This is a genomic window from Sedimentibacter hydroxybenzoicus DSM 7310, assembly GCF_013403245.1.
GTDB classification, from domain to species: Bacteria; Bacillota; Clostridia; order Tissierellales; family Sedimentibacteraceae; genus Sedimentibacter; species Sedimentibacter hydroxybenzoicus.
In genome coordinates this window covers 1-19,526 of record NZ_JACBNQ010000010.1, presented here as the reverse complement: position 1 = coordinate 19,526, position 19,526 = coordinate 1, and the positions used below count along the sequence as shown (strand labels likewise).

18 protein-coding genes are annotated in these 19,526 nt (G+C 34.1%); 6 read left to right on the top strand and 12 right to left on the bottom strand.

Annotated features, from left to right (window positions below; genetic code table 11):
* Positions 1-30 precede the first annotated feature (30 nt).
* The 6 genes from HZF24_RS10025 to HZF24_RS10000 form a co-directional block, all read right to left on the bottom strand.
* Positions 31-894 carry a radical SAM protein gene (locus HZF24_RS10025; protein ID WP_179238183.1) on the bottom strand — a complete coding sequence of 288 codons (864 nt, stop codon included), beginning with the start codon at positions 892-894 and terminating at the stop codon, positions 31-33.
* Between the two features lie 2 nt (positions 895-896).
* Positions 897-2,147 carry a UDP-N-acetylglucosamine 1-carboxyvinyltransferase gene (murA, locus tag HZF24_RS10020; protein WP_179238182.1) on the bottom strand — a complete coding sequence of 417 codons (1,251 nt, stop codon included), beginning with the start codon at positions 2,145-2,147 and terminating at the stop codon, positions 897-899.
* Between the two features lie 222 nt (positions 2,148-2,369).
* Positions 2,370-2,621 (bottom strand): hypothetical protein, encoded by a 252-nt coding sequence (locus HZF24_RS10015; protein ID WP_179238181.1) that lies wholly within the window; start codon positions 2,619-2,621, stop codon positions 2,370-2,372.
* Between the two features lie 90 nt (positions 2,622-2,711).
* Positions 2,712-4,817 carry a HAMP domain-containing sensor histidine kinase gene (locus tag HZF24_RS10010; RefSeq protein WP_179238180.1) on the bottom strand — a complete coding sequence of 702 codons (2,106 nt, stop codon included), beginning with the start codon at positions 4,815-4,817 and terminating at the stop codon, positions 2,712-2,714.
* Positions 4,789-5,481 (bottom strand): response regulator transcription factor, encoded by a 693-nt coding sequence (locus HZF24_RS10005; protein WP_179238179.1) that lies wholly within the window; start codon positions 5,479-5,481, stop codon positions 4,789-4,791. The genes HZF24_RS10010 and HZF24_RS10005 overlap by 29 nt, the downstream gene beginning before the upstream one ends.
* Positions 5,482-5,490: 9 nt before the next feature.
* Entirely contained in the window at positions 5,491-7,002 is a 1,512-nt protein-coding gene (locus tag HZF24_RS10000; protein WP_179238178.1) for a glycoside hydrolase family 26 protein, read from the bottom strand.
* A gap of 180 nt (positions 7,003-7,182) precedes the next feature.
* Here HZF24_RS10000 and HZF24_RS09995 point away from each other — a divergent pair, with 180 nt between their 5' ends.
* Both HZF24_RS09995 and HZF24_RS09990 read left to right on the top strand, forming a co-directional pair.
* A complete protein-coding gene (locus HZF24_RS09995; RefSeq protein ID WP_179238177.1) occupies positions 7,183-7,605 on the top strand; it encodes a nucleoside recognition domain-containing protein in 423 nt (140 codons plus the stop codon).
* Between the two features lie 4 nt (positions 7,606-7,609).
* Positions 7,610-8,059: a nucleoside recognition domain-containing protein gene (locus HZF24_RS09990; protein WP_179238176.1), complete on the top strand. Its 450-nt coding sequence runs from the start codon at positions 7,610-7,612 to the stop codon at positions 8,057-8,059.
* A 282-nt stretch (positions 8,060-8,341) separates the two neighbouring features.
* Here HZF24_RS09990 and hisS read toward each other — a convergent pair whose 3' ends face one another.
* The 4 genes from hisS to HZF24_RS09970 all read right to left on the bottom strand — a co-directional run bounded on the left by hisS (position 8,342) and on the right by HZF24_RS09970 (position 11,742).
* On the bottom strand, positions 8,342-9,592 hold the full coding sequence (gene hisS, locus HZF24_RS09985; RefSeq protein WP_179238175.1) for a histidine--tRNA ligase: 1,251 nt from the start codon (positions 9,590-9,592) through the stop codon (positions 8,342-8,344).
* Positions 9,593-9,744: 152 nt separating this feature from the next.
* Entirely contained in the window at positions 9,745-11,073 is a 1,329-nt protein-coding gene (gene dsdA / locus HZF24_RS09980; protein WP_179238174.1) for a D-serine ammonia-lyase, read from the bottom strand.
* Between the two features lie 114 nt (positions 11,074-11,187).
* Complete coding sequence (locus HZF24_RS09975) at positions 11,188-11,400, bottom strand: DUF2922 domain-containing protein (protein ID WP_179238173.1); 213 nt, start codon at positions 11,398-11,400, stop codon at positions 11,188-11,190.
* Between the two features lie 108 nt (positions 11,401-11,508).
* Positions 11,509-11,742: a DUF1659 domain-containing protein gene (locus tag HZF24_RS09970; RefSeq protein ID WP_179238172.1), complete on the bottom strand. Its 234-nt coding sequence runs from the start codon at positions 11,740-11,742 to the stop codon at positions 11,509-11,511.
* 105 nt (positions 11,743-11,847) lie between these two features.
* Between HZF24_RS09970 and HZF24_RS09965 the strand changes: the two genes are divergently transcribed.
* The gene (locus tag HZF24_RS09965) at positions 11,848-13,713 is read left to right on the top strand and encodes an Eco57I restriction-modification methylase domain-containing protein (RefSeq protein ID WP_179238171.1); all 1,866 of its coding nucleotides are present in this window, start codon (positions 11,848-11,850) and stop codon (positions 13,711-13,713) included.
* A gap of 9 nt (positions 13,714-13,722) precedes the next feature.
* On the top strand, positions 13,723-15,348 hold the full coding sequence (locus HZF24_RS09960; protein ID WP_179238170.1) for an S-layer homology domain-containing protein: 1,626 nt from the start codon (positions 13,723-13,725) through the stop codon (positions 15,346-15,348).
* Positions 15,349-15,485: 137 nt separating this feature from the next.
* Here HZF24_RS09960 and pepT read toward each other — a convergent pair whose 3' ends face one another.
* Positions 15,486-16,706 carry a peptidase T gene (gene pepT / locus HZF24_RS09955; RefSeq protein ID WP_179238169.1) on the bottom strand — a complete coding sequence of 407 codons (1,221 nt, stop codon included), beginning with the start codon at positions 16,704-16,706 and terminating at the stop codon, positions 15,486-15,488.
* A 122-nt stretch (positions 16,707-16,828) separates the two neighbouring features.
* Here pepT and HZF24_RS09950 point away from each other — a divergent pair, with 122 nt between their 5' ends.
* Positions 16,829-17,464: a lactate utilization protein gene (locus HZF24_RS09950; protein ID WP_179238168.1), complete on the top strand. Its 636-nt coding sequence runs from the start codon at positions 16,829-16,831 to the stop codon at positions 17,462-17,464.
* A gap of 108 nt (positions 17,465-17,572) precedes the next feature.
* Here HZF24_RS09950 and HZF24_RS09945 read toward each other — a convergent pair whose 3' ends face one another.
* Positions 17,573-18,091, bottom strand: coding sequence for a peptidylprolyl isomerase (locus tag HZF24_RS09945; RefSeq protein WP_179238167.1), 519 nt, complete (start codon positions 18,089-18,091; stop codon positions 17,573-17,575).
* Positions 18,092-18,405: 314 nt separating this feature from the next.
* On the opposite strand from HZF24_RS09945, the gene HZF24_RS09940 reads away from it, so the two are divergent.
* Positions 18,406-19,371, top strand: coding sequence for a hypothetical protein (locus tag HZF24_RS09940; protein ID WP_179238166.1), 966 nt, complete (start codon positions 18,406-18,408; stop codon positions 19,369-19,371).
* The last annotated feature ends 155 nt before the right edge of the window (positions 19,372-19,526 follow it).

The following is a 19,526-nucleotide window of genomic DNA, read 5'->3' as shown; positions in this document are numbered from 1 at the left end:
GAGCGATAGCAAAAAATCTCATCTTTTTAATTACAACCTATCATTACCCATAGGTATAAAATCATTGCTTTCTCTGAACTTTTTCAATCGTTCAACCAGCATATCTTTGTCTTTGTTCAAGACACCTGCTTGGTTAAGATAATTTGAAACGTGGTTTGCTCTGAATATACAGTCAGTTAACTCCATATTTTCAAGCATGAGTATATTTTCGTCCAATATCCGGATCGGATTCAGCAATTTAAACTTACCCTGTCTTACGTCATCTGCAAGCTCTGATTCTTCTTCAACAACTAACCTCAACAATGAAAAGTAATGGGGATTTATTGCCGAAATAACTTTCGCGGATTCTACGGCATGCTCTTCCATAAGCCCTTCTCCGCCAAGTCCCGAAATAATCATGCATGAAAGCTTAAATCCTGCTTTTACCGCCTTTTGACCTGCTTCAATCATCTCACGCTGATTAACGCCCTTTTCCATCATTGAAAGAACTTTATCAGAACCGCTTTCAACCCCGAGATACAAAAACTCTAAGCCATGTTCTCTTATTAGTTTTAATTCTTCATCTGTTTTTCTTATTAAATCCAATGGTCCCGAATAAGAGCTGATTCTCTGAGCCGATGGAAACTCAGTCTTTATATAATTTAATAGGCTGACTAATTTATCGGTTTTTAAGCATAATACATTTCCGTCTGCTAAAAAAATCCTGTCCGGGTTTTTATAATACGCCTTCAATTCATTTATGTGCTCTTTTATTTCATCATCCGATTTTAATCTGAATTGCTTGCATTTATACATGTAGCAGAACCTGCATTTATTGTGTGAACAGCCCTCAGTTATTTGGATTATTAAACTTCTTGCCTCACTGGGCGGTCTGTATAGTGGCATTGAATACATCGTCATTCCTCGTAATGTATGTTAGCTCCGATATTTTGAAGCTTTTCTATAATATTTGCATAGCCTCTTTTTATATGATAAACTTCCGTGATTTCTGTTTCACCATCGGCTATAAGTCCTTCAATTATTAAAGCTGCTCCGGCTCTTAAATCTGTTGCTTTAACCTTCGCGCCGCTTAATTTGCTGCTTCCTTTTAAAATTGCGCTGCTTCCTTCAATTTTCACATTTGCTCCCATTCTGGACAGCTCGCTCGCATGCATGAACCTGTTTTCAAAAATAGTTTCATGTATGATACTTGTACCCTCCGCTATGGCAAGCATAGCCATAAATTGCGCCTGCATATCCGTAGGGAATCCCGGGTATGGAAGTGTTTTAATATCTACTGGCTTGATATTGCCGTTAGATACAACCTTTATTTTATCATCATATTCTTCTACGATTGCTCCTGCTTCTCTTAGCTTTGCAATAACCGGCTGAAGGTGACTGGAAACAACATTTTCTATTGTTACATTCCCCCCCGTTGCAGCTGCTAAAACCATATATGTACCTGCTTCTATTCTGTCCGGTATTATCGTATGTTCTGTCTTATGAAGCTTATTTACTCCCTTTATACGTATTGTCTTTGTTCCGGCTCCAATAATGTTGGCACCCATACTGTTCAGGAAGTTTGCCAAGTCTACAATTTCCGGCTCCTCTGCGGCATTTTCCAGAATTGTTTCTCCGACCGCAAGCGAAGCAGCCATTATAATATTTTCCGTAGCCCCTACGCTGGGAAAATCTAAATAAATATCATTACCGGTCAACTTCTCGGTCACAGCATTAACATAGCCGCTTTCTGACTTTACCTCAGCACCTAAATATTTAAAACCCTTTAAATGTAAGTCAATAGGTCTTGTCCCAATAGCACACCCACCGGGCATATAAACCTTTGCACTATTGCATCTTGCCAATAAAGGACCCATTACTAAAAATGATGCTCTCATTTTACTGATTAATTCATACGGTGCTTCACATGTTTTTATATTTTTAACTGAAATTTTCAAAGTGTTTTCTGTTTTTTCTACATTTGCTCCCAAACTTTCAAGCAGTTTACACATAACCTGAACGTCTTCTAAATATGGTACGTCATGAATTATACATTCTTCATCGGTCAACAGTGTCGCTGCCAATATAGGCAGTATTGCATTTTTGGAACCGTCAACTCTTATATTTCCATTAAGCCCTAAGCTTTTTCTTACTATTATTTTTTCCATGTTTCTCCCTTAATAGCTTGCTGTTTTTATATTCATATATAATAACATTTTTCGCAAAAAATTTCAATAAAAAAAAGAAAAAAGCGTATGATTAAAATAAAGGGGGACGTTATATTTAAAAGTTACACGCTGTTTTCTTTTTTAGTATTATGAGCGATTAATTATTTTTTATTCATGGTTTCCAAAAAATTATTTATAAAAAAGGAATTTGCTAATTATTATCTACTTATTAACAACGTCTTTAATATCTTTTACATCTCTTTCTATAACCGTTAATTTCTGCTCATAGCCTTCTAATACATCTGCAAATTTATCAATGCTTGTTTGGAATCTGCCAAGCATTTCATAATTTCGTTCTTCTCTTTTTTTATTTTCCTCTGTACTGTTAAAATACATTTTGTATATAAACCAGCCACATCCTATTACGCAAGAAACTGGAAAACCAAAATTCTGAATTAAATTATTTATATCCATGTTAATTGCTCCTTTAAAAAAAAGAAAGCATATGCTTTCTATAAATATTATATGCACTAAGTTAGTGTTTGTCTCAGCGTTTTAAACAGTTTAAGCCGGCTCCCATTTTTTCAGTATTACTTCTGCTGTAAACAAGTCTGCATCAATGCTGATTTCCAAAATACCTTCCTGAATTTCCATCAGTGACTTTGCTATTGCGAGACCCAGACCACTTCCTTCAGAGCTCCTTGACTCGTCTCCTCTTTTGAATCTTTCCATCAATTCCTCCGCAGGAATATTTAATTCGTAGGCCGAAACATTTTTAAAACTTACTTTTGCTTCTTTTTCTGTTCCCGTAATATTTATATAAACTCTTGAGCCTTTTATGGCATACTTAAAAATATTAGACAACAAATTTTCCATAACTCTGCTTAACAATCTGCCGTCTGCCCATGCATATACTTTTTCCTCCGTTGCGGTTACCTTAAATGTCAATTCTGATTCATTAATCTTTTCGTCTAATTCTCCTAAGATTTGTGAGACCAATGCGTTTACATTAACCTTCACAAATTTCGGCTCAATGCTTCCGCTTGTTGCCTTTGCCGCTTCAAACAAATCTTCGGTAAGTGTTTTTAACCTTTTAGATTTTCTGTCTAAAACCTCTAAATACTTTGGAGCATCATCAGAGCAAAGACCTTCTCTTTTTAATAAATCAATATAAGACATTATCGAGGTAAGCGGTGTTTTTATGTCGTGGGAAACGTTGGTTATTAATTCGGTTTTTAATTTTTCGCTTTTTACCTCGTTTTGAACCGCCGTTTTCAGACCGCTTGTCATCTCATTTATATTTTCTGCAAGCTGTGAAAATTCCCCTGTTCCTTCTACGGTTATCTTGTTGTCATAATCACCATTTTTTGCAACTTGTAAGCCTGCCTGGATAGTTTCAAATTTTTTGACCTTTATATATACAAGATAGACGGAAGTTAAAGCAATAATTACCAATAGAGGAGGGTTGTTTAAACTGTATGCCGATATTCCTATTAAGAGTAGTATTGCTCCTATTGATTTTAACATCAAAGGTCCGCTTGCAACGATTTTTAATATACTGTTAATTAAAGCTTTAAATAATAAATAAAGCAATGAATGTTTTATAAATGCTCTTTTCTTTATTTGTCTTACAATAGAAAAAAACAATGATAATAATATCAGTACAAATATCACTGCTGAAGATATCATTGCAAATCTCAGTAAATTTATGTTTACAAACCGAAGATCCAACAAACTGTTAAAATTAAAATATCCAAATGCAACAATACCGGCTATCAATATTAAATTTAAGTCGGTAGGTAATTCGTCTATTTTATATAAATTAACTTCTTCGTTATTTACTGTCCTGCCTGCAACTGAAGAAAGATAAACAAAGCATGTTAGTATGATACACAAGCATAATGCTATAACTGCTGTGTTTTTAATCAATATTTGTCTGTCCGAATTCCATCTGTTTACCCGCAGCAAAAGACCATCATCAATTAAGCTTGCATAGATGGATGTTTTATCTCTTTGTTTCTCTAATTTTTCAAATGTATCGGTCAAGGATGGGGAAAACTCTCCATATCCGTTATTTGGGACTATTTCAATGGATTTATTATCTATTACAATGTATACGTTAAATTGCTTATAATAGTTTTTATCCGGTCTTTCTGTATTGGTTATTACATTTTTACCATCAGTAGCATAATAAATCATCCCCTTTGGATTGTTCAGATTATCTAATATCTGATGGTAGGTTTTCAAATCAGAATTCAATATTATTTCTTTTAATTGATCTATTTCCTTACTTTTTTCCTTCCAAAAAAACTCTCTGGATTGCTGATTGTTTTCATAACCCATTTCGGTAATATAATTGTTGTATAAGTTAGTAAGCTGCCAGCTGTCCTCTATTTCTAAATCTTCGACCGTTCCTCCTTCGAGTATATAATCTTCACTTTTATAAACACTCAAAACATGTTCTAGTCGATTCGCCGCATAACGAAGCTCGTTGCTTAATGTATTGCTGTTCAAATAATTCTTTTCAGATATACTTTCATAATTCTCTACATTAAGATAAATATTTAATCCGGATGATACACCTATCATAATGCATATCACCAGCAAAATAAAAGCAGCTGTTTTGGTAATTCTTTTTCTTTTATAAATCTTCCACTTTGTAACCAACACCCCACACCACCTTCAGGTATCTTGGATTTTTCGGGTCTATCTCTATTTTTTCTCTTATCCTTCTGATATGGACTGCCACAGTGTTCTCGGGATTAAAAGAAGGTTCGTTCCATACCTCCTGATAAATTTCGTCGATGGAAAACACCTTGCCTTTATTTTTTGTAAGCAATAACAATATTTTATATTCAACCGGGGTCAGCTTCACTGATTCCCCGTCAACAGTAACTATTTTCCTTTCATCATCCATGAACAAGCTGCCCGTTTTATAACAGTTGCTTCTTTCTACCTCTCCGGCTCCGCCTAACGTAGTATATCTTCGAAGCTGTGACTTAACTCTTGCCAACAGCTCCAACGGATTAAACGGTTTCGTAATATAATCGTCGGCTCCCATATTAAGACCGAATACGATATCTGTTTCTTCTGATTTGGCGGACAGCATAATTACAGGAATATTTTTTATTTCCCTGATTTTTGATGTGGCTCTTATTCCGTCCATTTCAGGCATCATTATATCCATAATAATTAAATGCACTTCATTGTATTTAATCATTTCTATAGCCTCTAAACCCGAGTAGCTCTTCAAGATATTATATCCCTCATTTTTTAAATATATTTCTATTGCATCAACTATTTCTTTGTCATCGTCACAAACTAAAATGTTCATAATTTACTCCTATTTTAATCTTTCAAGACCGGTACGAACCGCATCTATAACATCCTGCTCCTGGTCTATACGATAATTTCTTGAAACCGGTTTTTCCGGCTTTGTCATGTCGTAATCCTGACCGTTCCATAAAACTGCAAGCTTAATTCTGTCGTATTGAGTGATTCTGTTAAACATATCCTCAAACCACGCGCTTTTATTGCCTCCCAATGAAGCGCCGGAAAATTCCGTTATCATCATAGGATGTTCAAAACGCTTAACATAGTCATAATAGAAATGGTCATAGCTTTCCGCAAAACTTCTCCACGTTTCTCCAATGTAATAGTTACCTGTATTGTATGACGTGAGTCCTACTATATTTACGTATTCATCACCCGGATAATAATTTAAATAATGGTTATATGCATAGCCGGGAAATGATTTTTCATTAGGATTCCACACGAAAAGCAGGTTATCTACTCCATGCTCCTTAAATTTATTATAGATGTATCTCCAGCATTCAATAAATAAATCTGTGTCCTTGCCAACCAGGTGTGCCGAATACCAAACCCATTCTCCGTTCATCTCATTGTTTAATCTGAATAAAACAGGATAATCATATTCATTGAAGCTTTGCGCCAGACGATCTAAATAATCATCATATTTTCCTTCGATTATATCAAGGGTTATGTCTACTTCCCTGCCATCAATAAAGTCGGTTGTATATAGTCCGTATTCAACAACTTTTCCTTGTTCCTTTGCCAAATTCATATAATCTGTTTTGAAAGGAAGCACAAATGAATTATATAGCAGAACAACCGGAAATTCATAATCAAACATTTGCTCAAGCTGCTTTAACCTATAATCATACGTAGGATACGTCGGTTCAAATATACCAAAATCTATTTTTTCATTATTGATAAAATAATTATCAAAAAACACTGAAGTTTTTTCATCGAACTTTTTCTGTACCGGTTTAAAAATTACATCCTCTTTCATAGTTCCTGCTTTATTTGTTAATTTAAAGCTTGGCATAATATAATCTATATATATAGGGTGTGCAGATTTAATAAACACCGTTATTACTTCTTTGTTGTGTCTCGGAAATGCAATCATAGCATAATAATTACGATCCGGCACATCACTTTTTACCTTTCTTCTTTCAAACAGCGTAATGTGACTGTTGGTTCCATTAAAATTATGATTGTATTCCCTCGTTATTACAAAATCAGGGTTTCTTAATATTCCTTTATTCCCGTAATTTATATATGTAGTAATATTATCTAAAGAGTTCTCAAAATTATCATACAAAATATCAACTACTACATTTTCAGATTCAAATCTGCTTTTTACACTTACGATGTCTTCCTTTAATTCAAGAGCATCCAAAAGAATAATTTCATATCCGTAAGGATTATTTGTATATTTATTGTAACCTGAGGAGTATGGAGTTAAAATTGTTGAATTTTCTTCTGCAAATGCAAAATTGATTGATAATATCAACAGTGAAAATGTAATAGCAAATATTTTTTTAAGGCTCATAAATTTCTCCCTTTTCTCTTAAATTTTCTGTCATTTACAATTTTACCAAGACATAATAAGGTTGTCAAATTAATAGAGATAAAAATATACATTGTTAATAAAAAGCAACTGTGTTATAACTATATTAGAATATCCCTCTGTACTGTGTAAAAAGGGATGCTTAATAACAGGAGGATAAAAATGATTACTATAGATACATTTAAAAGGGGGTTAACCAATGGTATTGCCACCCTTTTAGATTTAATGAAAATACTGGTCCCTGTCTACATAATTGTGCAGGTTTTATCATTATCCGGATTATTAAACATAATTGCTGAATTCTTTGCGCCGGTTATGTCAGTATTCGGACTGCCCGGTGAGGCATCATTAATAATGATATTAAGTTATTTTTCCGGAACGTATGCAGCATTGGGTGCCTTAGCAGCAATAGAATTGACAGGTTTTCAAATAAGCACAATAGCAATAATGAGTTCCATAGCACATAATTTAATAACCGAAGGCGCCGTTGTTAAAAAGCTAGGAGTCAGCACATTCGCCAGTACTTCAGTTCGTTTATTTTTTTCATTGCTGATGGGATTTTTATTTTATAGGATATTTGGGTGATGTTATGAATGCAATAATTGATATAATAATTAATTTGATTTCATTTATATGGAGTATAACAAAGGTTTTAATACCCATAATGATTACAATTGAAATATTCAAGGATACTCAATTAATAGACAAATTATCTAAAGCAATTAAACCGATTTCCAACTTTTTTACTATAAGTGAAAAATCCGGCGTATCATTGCTGTTCGGGATGACTTTCGGTTTGACTATCGGCGCGGGAGCAATTATACAAAGTGTTAAAGATTACGATGTTGATAAAAGAAGTATTTTCCTGATTACAATGTTTTTATCCGTTTGCCACGCTGTGATTGAAGATTCGATGATTTTTGCAGGTGTAGGAGCAAATATAGCGGCATTGTTAGGTGCACGTTTTATTTCAGCTATACTGATAACATTTATATTATCAAAATTTATTAAAAAAGATGCATTTGAAACAGAGAAGTAAGCAGATGACCCAAATCTGTGATTTGGTGTCAGTCGCTTATCCTGAGCGAAAGCGAAGGATCTCGTTGTACAAAAGATGAGATTCTTCGGGCAAACCCTCAGAATGACATGGCTAATATTGTTCGAATGTTCCAGATGACCCAAATTTTAATTTGGTGTCAGTTGCTTATCCTGAGCAACAGCAAAGGATCTCGTTGGTCAAAAGATGAGATTCTTCACTGCGTTCAGAATGACAAGACAATTGTGTCATCTTGAATGCAGTGAAGAATCTATCTCTTTATATTTACGATAATTCTTTAATTTCCATTTCCTCTTTGTCGTATACAGCAAATTTATTAAATCCATACTCTGTAAATTGATTCAATTGTTTGCCAAGCTTTTTAGCCTTTTCGTAAGTCGATACCGAATATCCTTTATTTCTTAATTCATCGGCTTTTCTCATAACATCTACATAATTGTCCGATGTTTCAAACAGCAAAACTAATTTTTCCTGATTAGGAACCTTGAACCTTTCTTCCATCAATTGATTTACTAATCTTTCAAATCCGATCGAAAAGCCCGTTGCGGGTATTCTTTCACCTATGAAATTACCAACCATTTCATCGTATCTTCCGCCGCCTGCTATAGAATATCCCAAATCCTTATATGCAATTTCAAATATCGAGCCGGTATAATATCCCAGACCTCTTATTAAAGTAAAATCATATTCTATATCGTACTTATTTTGTGCGTATTCTCTTGATAATTCGAGAATTTCTTCCACTTCTTTTACAACTTCTTCAGGCACTCCGTAATTTTTCAGGCAATTGGTTTTTTCTTTATTGATATTTTCAAGTGCTTCAATTAATTTGGTTATGGAGACTTCCGAATATTCCTTAGCTTTTAACTCCTTTTCCACTCCCGGCAATCCGATTTTATCTAACTTGTCAACAATTATGCACACATTGTCAAATTCTTCTTCGGCAAATCCACAGTTTAATATTACGGATTTTAATACTCTTCTGTCATTGAACCTTACCATAAAATCGGTTACACCCAATGAAGTCAGCGCTTTTGCAGTAGTGGCAATAAGCTCAAGCTCAGCCTTATTCGTGCTGTCACCGATTATATCTATATCACATTGCTTGAAGCTTCTGTATCTTCCTTTTTGTGCTCTTTCGGCTCTGAATACATTGCCTACCTGCAAAGCTTTAAAAACTGAAGGTAATTTTGCTTTGTTGTTGCAGTAGAAACGGCTGAGAGGAACAGTAAGATCATATCTGAGTCCTAAATCAGCTAAATCCTCCTCTGTCAGTGTCTCTTTTGAAAAGTCAAGCTTATCTCCTCTTTTTAATATTCTATATATTAATTTAAGGTTTTCTCCGCCTTTACTTTCTATCAGATTTTCAATATTTTCTACCATCGGAGTTTCTATAAGTTCAAATCCGTTTTGCTTGTATGTATTAATTATAACACCCTCAACGTAATCTCTTATTTCTTTTTCCTGTGGTATTATGTCTCTCATCCCCTTAGCAGGGTTTAAATTTGCTTTCATGTCTCCTCCTCTTGACAGACAAAAGGGACGGTTCTGTCTGCACTTTTATTTGTTTTGTTTTATGTTAGCAAAATATTACTTTATTATCAATGTTTTTTTGTAAATACTTGGGAAATCTCATTGGTCCAGTAAGAACCGTCCCCTCTGGGTCTTTACAGGTAGGTATTCAGGAACTCTTTGTTTATCTCTTCCGGTACTAAGCTTCCTCCCGTTGCCCACACTATATGAGTTGCATTTTTCATTTTACCTTTCAATTGATGCTTGTTTATATAATCTTTTTCTGCTTCAGATTTTTCTATTTTTATTACCCCTTCAAATCCGGCGCATGCCGACGGTTCAATATCTATATTTTCAGAAGTTTTCAGCATTCTCATATTATCATATAATTTATAATCCTCTATGGTGAAAACTCCTCCTAACAAATAATCCATCATCTTACCCACAAGCTTAGAAGGTCTTCCCACCGCTAATCCGTCTGCATGAGTTTTTCCATCTATACCAAGATCCTGAACACTTATATCGTTATGAAGTCCGGTTACCATACCTATCAGCATTGCAGGTGCATGAGTCGGCTCCACAAAGAAGCAGTGAACATCATCCTTATAAATTGATTTCAGTCCGTAAGTTATTCCTCCCGGTGCTCCTCCTACTCCGCAAGGAAGGTAAACAAACAACGGATTATCCTTATTTACCGTAATATTCATATCATCTAATTGTTTTTTCAATCTTCTTGCAGCAACTGCGTAGCCTAAGAATAAATTCATTGAATTCTCATCATCTACAAAGTAACTCATAGGATCTTGATCGGACATTTTTCTTCCTTCTTCCACCGCTTTGGAAAAATCGCCGTCATATTCTAAGACCTGTGCACCCTTGGATCTCAGCAAATCTTTTTTCCACTGCTTTGCATCGGATGACATATGTACCATTACATTAAACCCTAATGTCGCTGAGGTAATGCCTATACTGAGTCCTAAGTTACCTGTTGAACCTACCTGAACTTTATGCTGGCCAAAAAAATCCTTAAATCTTTTTTCTGCCATAATTGAATAATCGTCGTCTTCCTTTAAAATATTATTTTTTAAAGCGAGAGTTTCAGCATATTTAAGAACTTCGTATATTCCTCCTCTTGCCTTGACGGAGCCGGCTATAGCCAAATGACTGTCCATTTTAAGAAGCAGCTTTCCGGAAATCTGAGTATCGTATGATGATATTAATTCCTGCTTCATATTATCTATTCCTCTTAATGGTGACTCTATAATTCCATGGGATTTTTGCGTTTCGGGGAAGAGAATTTCTATAAGAGGTGCAAATTTGTTTAAACGTCTTTCGGCATCATCTATCAATGATGTATCAAGATTTATTGTTTTTGCGGCTTCTTCGTACTTCATATTTTTAGGATTAATCCATAAAACTTCTTTTAATTGAGATACATCTTTTAGAGTTTTGTTACTGTTTGTAATTTCTCCTTTATTTATCATTGAATCCTCCTGTCTTTCATTTTTCATTGTTCATTTTTCACTATTCACTGTTCATTATTATACGCAGGGCGGTTATCCGCCCTACGTATGATTATATCACAGTATTACCAAAATCTATATTAAAATTTCTTCGGTTGTAGATATTATTTCAGCAGACTTTATTTCGAACAAATCGCCTTTTTTGGTTTCGAATATATTTTTTGCGATTATATTGTCCATAACCTCTCTTACCTCAGCTTCTGTCAATCCGTCTCTCGGTTCATCAACTGTTAATGAAGTTGTTGCCCCGTCCAAGGTTTTAAACGTCATCAATAACCTTTTTGCCATATTATCACCCCTTTATAATATAGTTTCGTCATTCCGAGGACTTTAGTACTAAGAATATCACCATGAGTAACACAGGAGATCTTTTACTACGTCCATGATGACACATACTTAGTCTTCAATATCATTTAATAGCTGATACTCTTCCAAACGAACAAGATTTACTAACGGGTATTCCTGAAGCTGTGACAGTTCAACACCTAAGTTGTATACATCATCGTTAGTCACTGCTGCTTTAATGTTTGAATAGGTCTTATTCTTAATGATGTCTTTATCATTTTCGTCCGTACCTGCGTTGAAGAATAATTTCAATTTAGAATTAGATTGATTAACTATAATTGCCATATTATCACCCCCACATGTACTATATAGCATTTTATAGCCGATTATATTGATTTTGTTTTAAAAAAATGATAAGATATGCAAAACAAGGCAACTCAAGAGGTACTGATGAACAAGTCATTGGCAAAAGGAATAGTTTCGATTATAAAAGAAATGGAATACGCGGATTATATATGCAGCGTTAAATATGTGATTTTTTTTGTATCAAAAATCCTTTATGATATAAAGACTTCAGGAAGAGATATTTTAACCCAAGGTTACACAAGATACAGAAGTACCCCAAATTTTTACGGTGATGAACCGAATGTATTTAAGGAACATATAAAGTTTAACTTAAATGACAAAAATACCGAAGAAAAAATATTCAATTTAATTTCATTAAGCATTGATAAAAACCCAATGTACAGCCCTGCTGAGCTATATGAGATCTTGCTGACTTCCAGGGAAAAGAAAGTGCTGGGACAAGTGTATACACCCTATGAATTGATTGATAAGATGCTTTCTCAGGTATTTCGTATTAAAGGAATAAACAAAAAATTAAAAATTCTTGATCCGTCCTGTGGAGGAGGCTACTTTCTTGCAGAAAGTTTTAGAAGGATTAAAAGTAAATTAAATGATGTAGACGACAAATATATAATTGAAAACATGCTTTATGGTATTGATATAGATGATTTTTCCATATTTTTAACAAAAATGAGTATCCTTTTCATCAGTGACAGCTATGATGTGCACTTTAACATATATAATCTGGATTTTCTTACCGATGATATAAACATAGGAAATTTTGATATTATAATAGGAAATCCCCCCTATGTAGGACATAAAAATACTTCTGCTGAATACAAAAAAATTTTGTATGAAAAATATACAGATGTTTTTTATGATAAAGCTGATATTTCTTACTGCTTTTTTCAAAAAAGCAAGAAATTATTAAAATATAACGGTATACTATCCTTTATTACCTCTAGGTATTTTTTGGAAGCACTTTATGCCGATAAATTGAGAGAATATTTAAAGGAAAATTTCAGCATTGTATCTCTGTCTGATTTCAGCGGGAAAACAACCTTTAAAAATGCTATGGTAAGCCCGGCTGTCATAACATTATTTAATTTAGTCGGGAACAATAATCAATTTCCTTACGTCAAATATATTAACGATAAAATTGAAAGCTTCCGCTATGATCAGGATAAGCTTAAAAGCACAGGCTGGATTATTTTAAAGGATGCGGATGAACAGCTGTTCAATAGAATTAATGCAATTTCCAATACTTTTATAAAGGATATATGTAACATAAAGCAGGGAATAATAACCGGTTTAGACAAAGCTTTCATTGTGAATGAGGAAATTATCAAAAATTATAATATAGAAGAAAATTTGCTCAGGAAATGGATTAAAAACAGTAACATATCAAAATCAGATATTAAATATAATAACTTATACTTAATATACACAAATTTAATAGATGACGAAGAAAAATATCCAAATACAATCAATTACTTGTTACAGTTTAGGGATAAGCTGTCAAACAGACGAGAATGCAAAAATGGATATCGTAAATGGTATGAGCTCCAGTGGAGCCGTATTCAATCTGATTTTGAGAATCCAAAAATAATTTTCCCATATAAGTCTAAAGGCAATAATTTCTGTTATGACGAAAAAGGTTATTTCTGCAGCGCAGATATTTACTTTATAAATAATTTAAGAGATAATATCAATTATGAGTATTTGTTGAACTATTTAAATTCTAATATATTTGAATTTTATTTCAAATGTATTGCAAAAAAAGTAGGAAACGGATTATATGAATATTATCCCAACAAATTGAATAATGCAAAAATATATTTACCCACTGAAAAACAAACTCAAAATATATCTGATTTAGGAAAAATTAGTATTGAATTATTCCTTAAAAAGATGTTTAATATAACTGATGAGGAGGTAAATATAATTTATAAGTATAATGAAAAAGGGTGATGATGCATATTGAACAAATTTATTAAGCTATTATTATTAATTACTATTTTTAATGTGTTATCCATTCAACCCGCATTGGCAAAAACAGTGTATTATGATACATATAATCACTGGGCGGCAAGCGATATTGATTTTGCTTCTAACACCTTAAAAGTTTTTAAAGGATATGGTGATTTTACTTTCAGACCTGAAAACAATATCACCAGAGCTGAATTTATAACCATTTTAGCGAAAACTGCTTATGGACAAAAACAAATGAATGAGGTTTACACAAGTGACATGTCTTATAACGATATGTCAGATAGGCATTGGGCTTATACATTCGTAATATCAATGTATGAACGCTTGAAACCAAATAAGGATTATTCATTCTACGACATTTTCAGAGGTTCTGATTTTTATCCGGACAGACCGATTACCAGAGAAGAATCCGTGGCTCTTCTGGCGGTCTTCAGCAATGATGCAATATATGATAACAATCTTAATTTTAAAGATGTAAGCGCTAATAACAGATATTATAATGAAATAAAAAGACTTTACAATTCGGAAATCATTTCGGGATACGAAGACGGAACCTTTAAAGGAAGCAACAATATTACGAGAGCAGAAGCAGCAGCATTGATAAACAGAGTTTATCGTGATATTAAAACAAGCGACAGCAGCAAGTATTTAAATAAAATTGAGTTCATGCCTATCAAGGGTGAAGACATGTACTCATATTTTCAAACATATAACTGGAGTAATGCTACCGCTGACGACAGGAAATTTATAAAAGCAAAGGACACCTTAGAATATGTATCCTACGGCGGATTAATTTTCCCTGAAGATGCTCATCTTTATGATTTAAATGCAGTTGAAACAATGACTGAATTACGCTCAAAAGGCTATTACAATGTAGTAGGCACAAATTTTTACATGATTACCTTCGGTAAATATTCAGATGAGGAAAAATCTAAACTTGCAGATGAATTATTGGCAAGCATTATGGCAAGAAACGATCTGAATGACTCTGAACTTATGCAGATTTTTACTCTTTTAAGCAAGTACAGCGTTTCAGAAGAGCTATACATGGGAGCATTAGAAAAGTGGTATAATTTAACCGAAAACAACAATGCCAAAATAAACATTTTATTTTACAGATATACTTATTATATTAAAAACAACAATAAAGAAATGCTCAGGGCTTTAGTGTTTGATGATTTGAAAAAATCAAACGACATACCTTCTCTTTTAAATATAAACTGGGACCTGACAGCAGATTCTGAATTGATTGATTTCAAAGACTACAGCTTCGGTAAGTACAGCTATTCACTTTACAGGGATACAAATTTTCTCAGGTATACATCGGGGATTAATTCATTAAACAAAAATCTCAGAATTGTCGAGCTTGTAAATTTGTTGATGATTGAAAAAGCAGAAAAACCTTCGACACCTGACTTGATTGAATACGAAGGAATTTTCAGCAAATACTCTTTAAATCGTCTTTACGTGCTGAATTTTATAGGCGAATCGGAAAGAGCATTTGTGGAAGGTATCAATGATTATGATATCATCAAAACATTTAATGGTTACAAAACAAATAAAAGTTCGATTGATGATACGTATATCGGTATATTGAAAAAGGTTAAAAAATAAGCAGATGACCCAAATTTTAATTTGGTGTCAGTCGCTTATCCTGAGCGTATAGAAGGATCTCGTTGTACTAAAGATGAGATCCTTCACTGCGTTCGGGATGACAACTCCGTCATTCAGAGCGTAATGAGGGAGTTCTTTTATTTTACATTCAATTTTACTATTTCAATTAAAAGCTCAACCACCTTTTCCATTGACTGTATAGGTATATACTCATATCTGCCATGGAAATTATGCCCGCCTGTACAGAGATTAGGACACGGCAAACCCATATAGGATAATCTAGCTCCGTCTGTTCCTCCCCTTATAGGTACTATAATCGGTTCAATATTTAGATTTTCCATAGCCTTTTTTGCAGTTTCAATTATATGCATATGCGGCGATATTTTTTCTTTCATATTGTAGTAGGAATCCGTCATTTTAACTTTGACAGTGCCCACACCGTATTTTTCATTTAGGTAAGACGCAATTTTTTCAATTCTTTCTTTTTTCCTATTAAATTTTTCAAGATTATGATCTCTTATTATATAATCTAATTTAGTTTTTTCCACTTCACCGTGTATATCGGTTAAATGATAAAAGCCCTCGTATCCATCAGTATTTTCCGGCGTTTCTCTCACGGGAAGCATGTTTTGAAACTCTATGGCTATTAATATGGAGTTTATCATTTTATCTTTGGCAGAACCGGGATGAATATTAACTCCGCTTATTTCTATTTTAGCACTTGCTGCATTAAAATTTTCGTATTCTAATTCTCCTAATTTGCCTCCATCAACAGTATAAGCAAAATCCGCTCCAAATCCTTTTACATTAAATAAATCTGCTCCGTTTCCCACTTCTTCATCAGGAGTAAAGCCAATTTTTATATCTCCATGCTCTATATCCGGATTGTTTATAAAAATTTCAGCCATGGACATTATTTCGGCAATACCTGCTTTATCGTCCGCTCCTAACAAAGTAGTACCGTCGGTAACTATCAAATCATTACCTATATAATCTGTTAAATGCTCAAACATTTCTGTTTTCATAACAATATTTTTCTCTTCGTTTAATACAATATTTTTACCATCATAATTATATACTATTTTAGGTTTTATATCATTTCCCGGCATATCCGGAGCCGTATCCATGTGGGCAATAAATCCGATAACCGGTATATCTTTATCCGTATTTTTCGGTACTGTTCCGTAAACGTATCCGTTTTCATCCATGCGGGCATCTTTGATACCCATCGCTTTCATTTCTTCAACCAAGCAGCTGGCCAAATCCTTTTGCTTTTCACTGCTTGGTATTTTATCAACATCAGGAACGGATTGTGTATCATATTTTACGTAGTTTAAAAATTTTTCGTGTACTTTCATTGTGTATTCCTTTCTTTTTTGGGATCGTACTTATTGTTTCACCCCTCAACTCTTGAATTTATATTAACTATATTATATAATTAATGGGATAATAAAACAATTAAAACATTAGGGAGGATAATATGGATTTCACAAGAGAAGGATACAGGGTTAAAGCTTCAACTATAATCAAGAATCTTCAGAAAAGATTTATGGAAGGTTACTATGTTGATACGAAAGAGGAAGCAATAGAAAAAGTGATGTCATTGATTAAACAGGAGGACATTGTCGGCTGGGGCGGTACTTATACCATAGATGAATTAGGTATAAAGAAGCTTCTTGAGGAAAAGCAAATTTCAGTTATAGACAGAGATAAGGCAAAATCTCCCGAAGAAAGAGTTAAGCTTATGAAACAGGCATTAACTTCGGATGTTTTCTTAATGAGTGCCAATGCTGTAACGATGGACGGAGAACTGGTAAATATAGATGGTAACGGCAACAGGGTAGCTGCTCTATGTTACGGTCCTGACAGCGTAATCGTTGTTGCGGGTATGAACAAGGTCGTAACAGAATTAGATATGGCTGTAAGAAAAATACGCCTTGATGCAACAGTTCCTAATGCTTTCAGAACAAATACGCAGCCGCCATGCCGCATAACAGGCAAATGTTCAGAATGCACTATGCAGGACACATTGTGCGGTCAGATAGTAATCACAAGAATGTGCAAACCGAAAAACAGGATCAAGGTTATATTGGTAGGAGAACACCTAGGATTTTAAGCAATAGACATTTTGGGGACGGTCCTTTTTGGTTCCTTGGGGTTCAGGAACCAAAAAGGACCGTCCCCAAAATGCAAAATGTCCACAAAATGTCCAAAATGTCTTGTTCTATTGTTTCTCCGGTTCTGAGTAGGTTTCTCCGAAAGTGTCTACTGTTACTTTTTTTAATTTAACCTCATTAACGGGTTTGTCTCTGTAATCTGTTTCTGTATTGGCAATTTTATCTACTACATCAAGTCCTTCAATAACTTTACCGAAGGAAGCATATTGACCGTCTAAGTGCGGAGATTTTTTATGCATTATGAAAAATTGTGATCCTGCCGAGTTAGGATTCATGGCTCTCGCCATTGAAAGAACACCTGCATCATGCTTCAAGTCATTTTTAAATCCATTGGATGTAAACTCTCCATTTATGGAATAGCCGGGTCCGCCTGCTCCTGTTCCGTTAGGGTCTCCTCCCTGAATCATAAACCCATTGATAACTCTGTGAAATATTAACCCGTCATAATAATTTTTATTAATTAACGAAATAAAATTTCTCACCGTATTAGGAGCAATTTCAGGATAAAGCTCTGCCTTTATTATATCTCCGTTTTCAAATTCAAATGTTGCTATTGGTAATTTCATATATCCTCCTTTTTATATTAGTAAATTTAGGGGCATTTCTCCTATCCGCAAAGACTTTCTCTGACATAAAGAGATGTGTCCCTTTTCCTCTGACGACATCCTCCTATCCCACAGAGATTCGCCCTGTTAAAAAGAGGTGTGTCGCCCTTCCTTATATAATGTACTTATATACTTTACACTAATATATAAATAAATTCAAGGATATTAAGAAGTTATAAAACAAAATGTTTTTTTAATATATGCAGTTGTAACAAGTATCGCATATACGAATATATTAAAGTAAGTTATAGAAATAATAGGGAGGTTATATAAGCATGAGATGCTCAAATAAAAATGATGTGTTAGGAACAGGCGGTATAGCGGAAAGATGCTGTGTCGGTCAATCCGGATGCGATTGGGATGGTACTTTAAGAAACGTAGTAACCGAACCAATTTACGTACAAAAAGTTTATGATGCTGTATTGTTTAACCTGCAAGGATTAAAAACAGCTCCTAACACTTGTTTTGAACCTAATTTAGGATGTGGAGTCAACATTATAAGAATAGCTGATATCAGATGCAGAAAATTTTTCAATCCTGATAACATTAATGATGACTGCAACTTAAGAATTAACCCGGATACAACAATATCCGGCGGACAATTTGTTAAAAAAGAAGACGGCTGCGACTACAAGGTAGTTGGACCGGACGGTACATTAAGCGAAAAATTAATTTGGGTTGATACAGAATTATGTGATGATGAAGATCGCGGAACTCCTGTATTCGGCACACAAAATGTAGAAGTTTCAGGATGTATAGAAATAGAAATGGATTTGGTTGTAACACCGTGCAATTCTGATAATGAAAGTATAATTACATTATCAGCAATGGTTGAAATAGCAGACAAATGCAATCCATTAATATTAACTAACTTCTTTGAAATTTGTGTTCCATCAGTATTTGATACAGCATTCTTACCGAGATTTACCGAATTCTGCAACCTGGATTGCGTGGTTAGACTTGCTACTAACAGTATTCAAAGAGACTTTACTCTTGATCCGAGAACAGGTGAATTGTCAGTTAACCTAATAATTTCATTATGTATTTCTTGCGAGAAGAAAATAGTTGTTCCGGTTCAATTGTGTGTTCTAAGCACCGGCTTTACAGAGATATCTCCTGAACAAACGAGTCTATGCCAGACATTCCCAAGATTATTCCCAAGACAGATTGATGAAAACTCTGTTGGCGGAGCAGGTGGCGGCAGCGGATGCAGACCAAGAGCTCAATCTATGGAAGATTAAGCAGATGACCCAAATTTTTAATTTGGTGACAGTCACTTATACTGGAAGTACAACAAAAAAACCTGCGTAATGCAGGTTTCAGGTTATTGACAAACCCGCTAAAAATTAGCGGGTTTTCATAATAATTAAGGAAAGACACATGAAAAATCAATCTT

Coding starts and splice junctions, on each gene's coding strand:
- HZF24_RS09970 (WP_179238172.1), bottom strand. CDS start 11,742: ATGGCAATTATAGTTAATCAATCTAATTCTAAATTGAAATTATTCTTC.
- HZF24_RS10015 (WP_179238181.1), bottom strand. CDS start 2,621: ATGGATATAAATAATTTAATTCAGAATTTTGGTTTTCCAGTTTCTTGC.
- pepT (WP_179238169.1), bottom strand. CDS start 16,706: ATGAAAGTACACGAAAAATTTTTAAACTACGTAAAATATGATACACAA.
- dsdA (WP_179238174.1), bottom strand. CDS start 11,073: ATGATAAATAAAGGAGAAATTACAAACAGTAACAAAACTCTAAAAGAT.
- HZF24_RS10025 (WP_179238183.1), bottom strand. CDS start 894: ATGTATTCAATGCCACTATACAGACCGCCCAGTGAGGCAAGAAGTTTA.
- HZF24_RS10000 (WP_179238178.1), bottom strand. CDS start 7,002: ATGAGCCTTAAAAAAATATTTGCTATTACATTTTCACTGTTGATATTA.
- HZF24_RS10005 (WP_179238179.1), bottom strand. CDS start 5,481: ATGAACATTTTAGTTTGTGACGATGACAAAGAAATAGTTGATGCAATA.
- HZF24_RS09990 (WP_179238176.1), top strand. CDS start 7,610: ATGAATGCAATAATTGATATAATAATTAATTTGATTTCATTTATATGG.
- hisS (WP_179238175.1), bottom strand. CDS start 9,592: ATGAAAGCAAATTTAAACCCTGCTAAGGGGATGAGAGACATAATACCA.
- HZF24_RS09950 (WP_179238168.1), top strand. CDS start 16,829: ATGGATTTCACAAGAGAAGGATACAGGGTTAAAGCTTCAACTATAATC.
- murA (WP_179238182.1), bottom strand. CDS start 2,147: ATGGAAAAAATAATAGTAAGAAAAAGCTTAGGGCTTAATGGAAATATA.
- HZF24_RS09975 (WP_179238173.1), bottom strand. CDS start 11,400: ATGGCAAAAAGGTTATTGATGACGTTTAAAACCTTGGACGGGGCAACA.
- HZF24_RS09995 (WP_179238177.1), top strand. CDS start 7,183: ATGATTACTATAGATACATTTAAAAGGGGGTTAACCAATGGTATTGCC.
- HZF24_RS09945 (WP_179238167.1), bottom strand. CDS start 18,091: ATGAAATTACCAATAGCAACATTTGAATTTGAAAACGGAGATATAATA.
- HZF24_RS09965 (WP_179238171.1), top strand. CDS start 11,848: ATGAACAAGTCATTGGCAAAAGGAATAGTTTCGATTATAAAAGAAATG.
- HZF24_RS09940 (WP_179238166.1), top strand. CDS start 18,406: ATGAGATGCTCAAATAAAAATGATGTGTTAGGAACAGGCGGTATAGCG.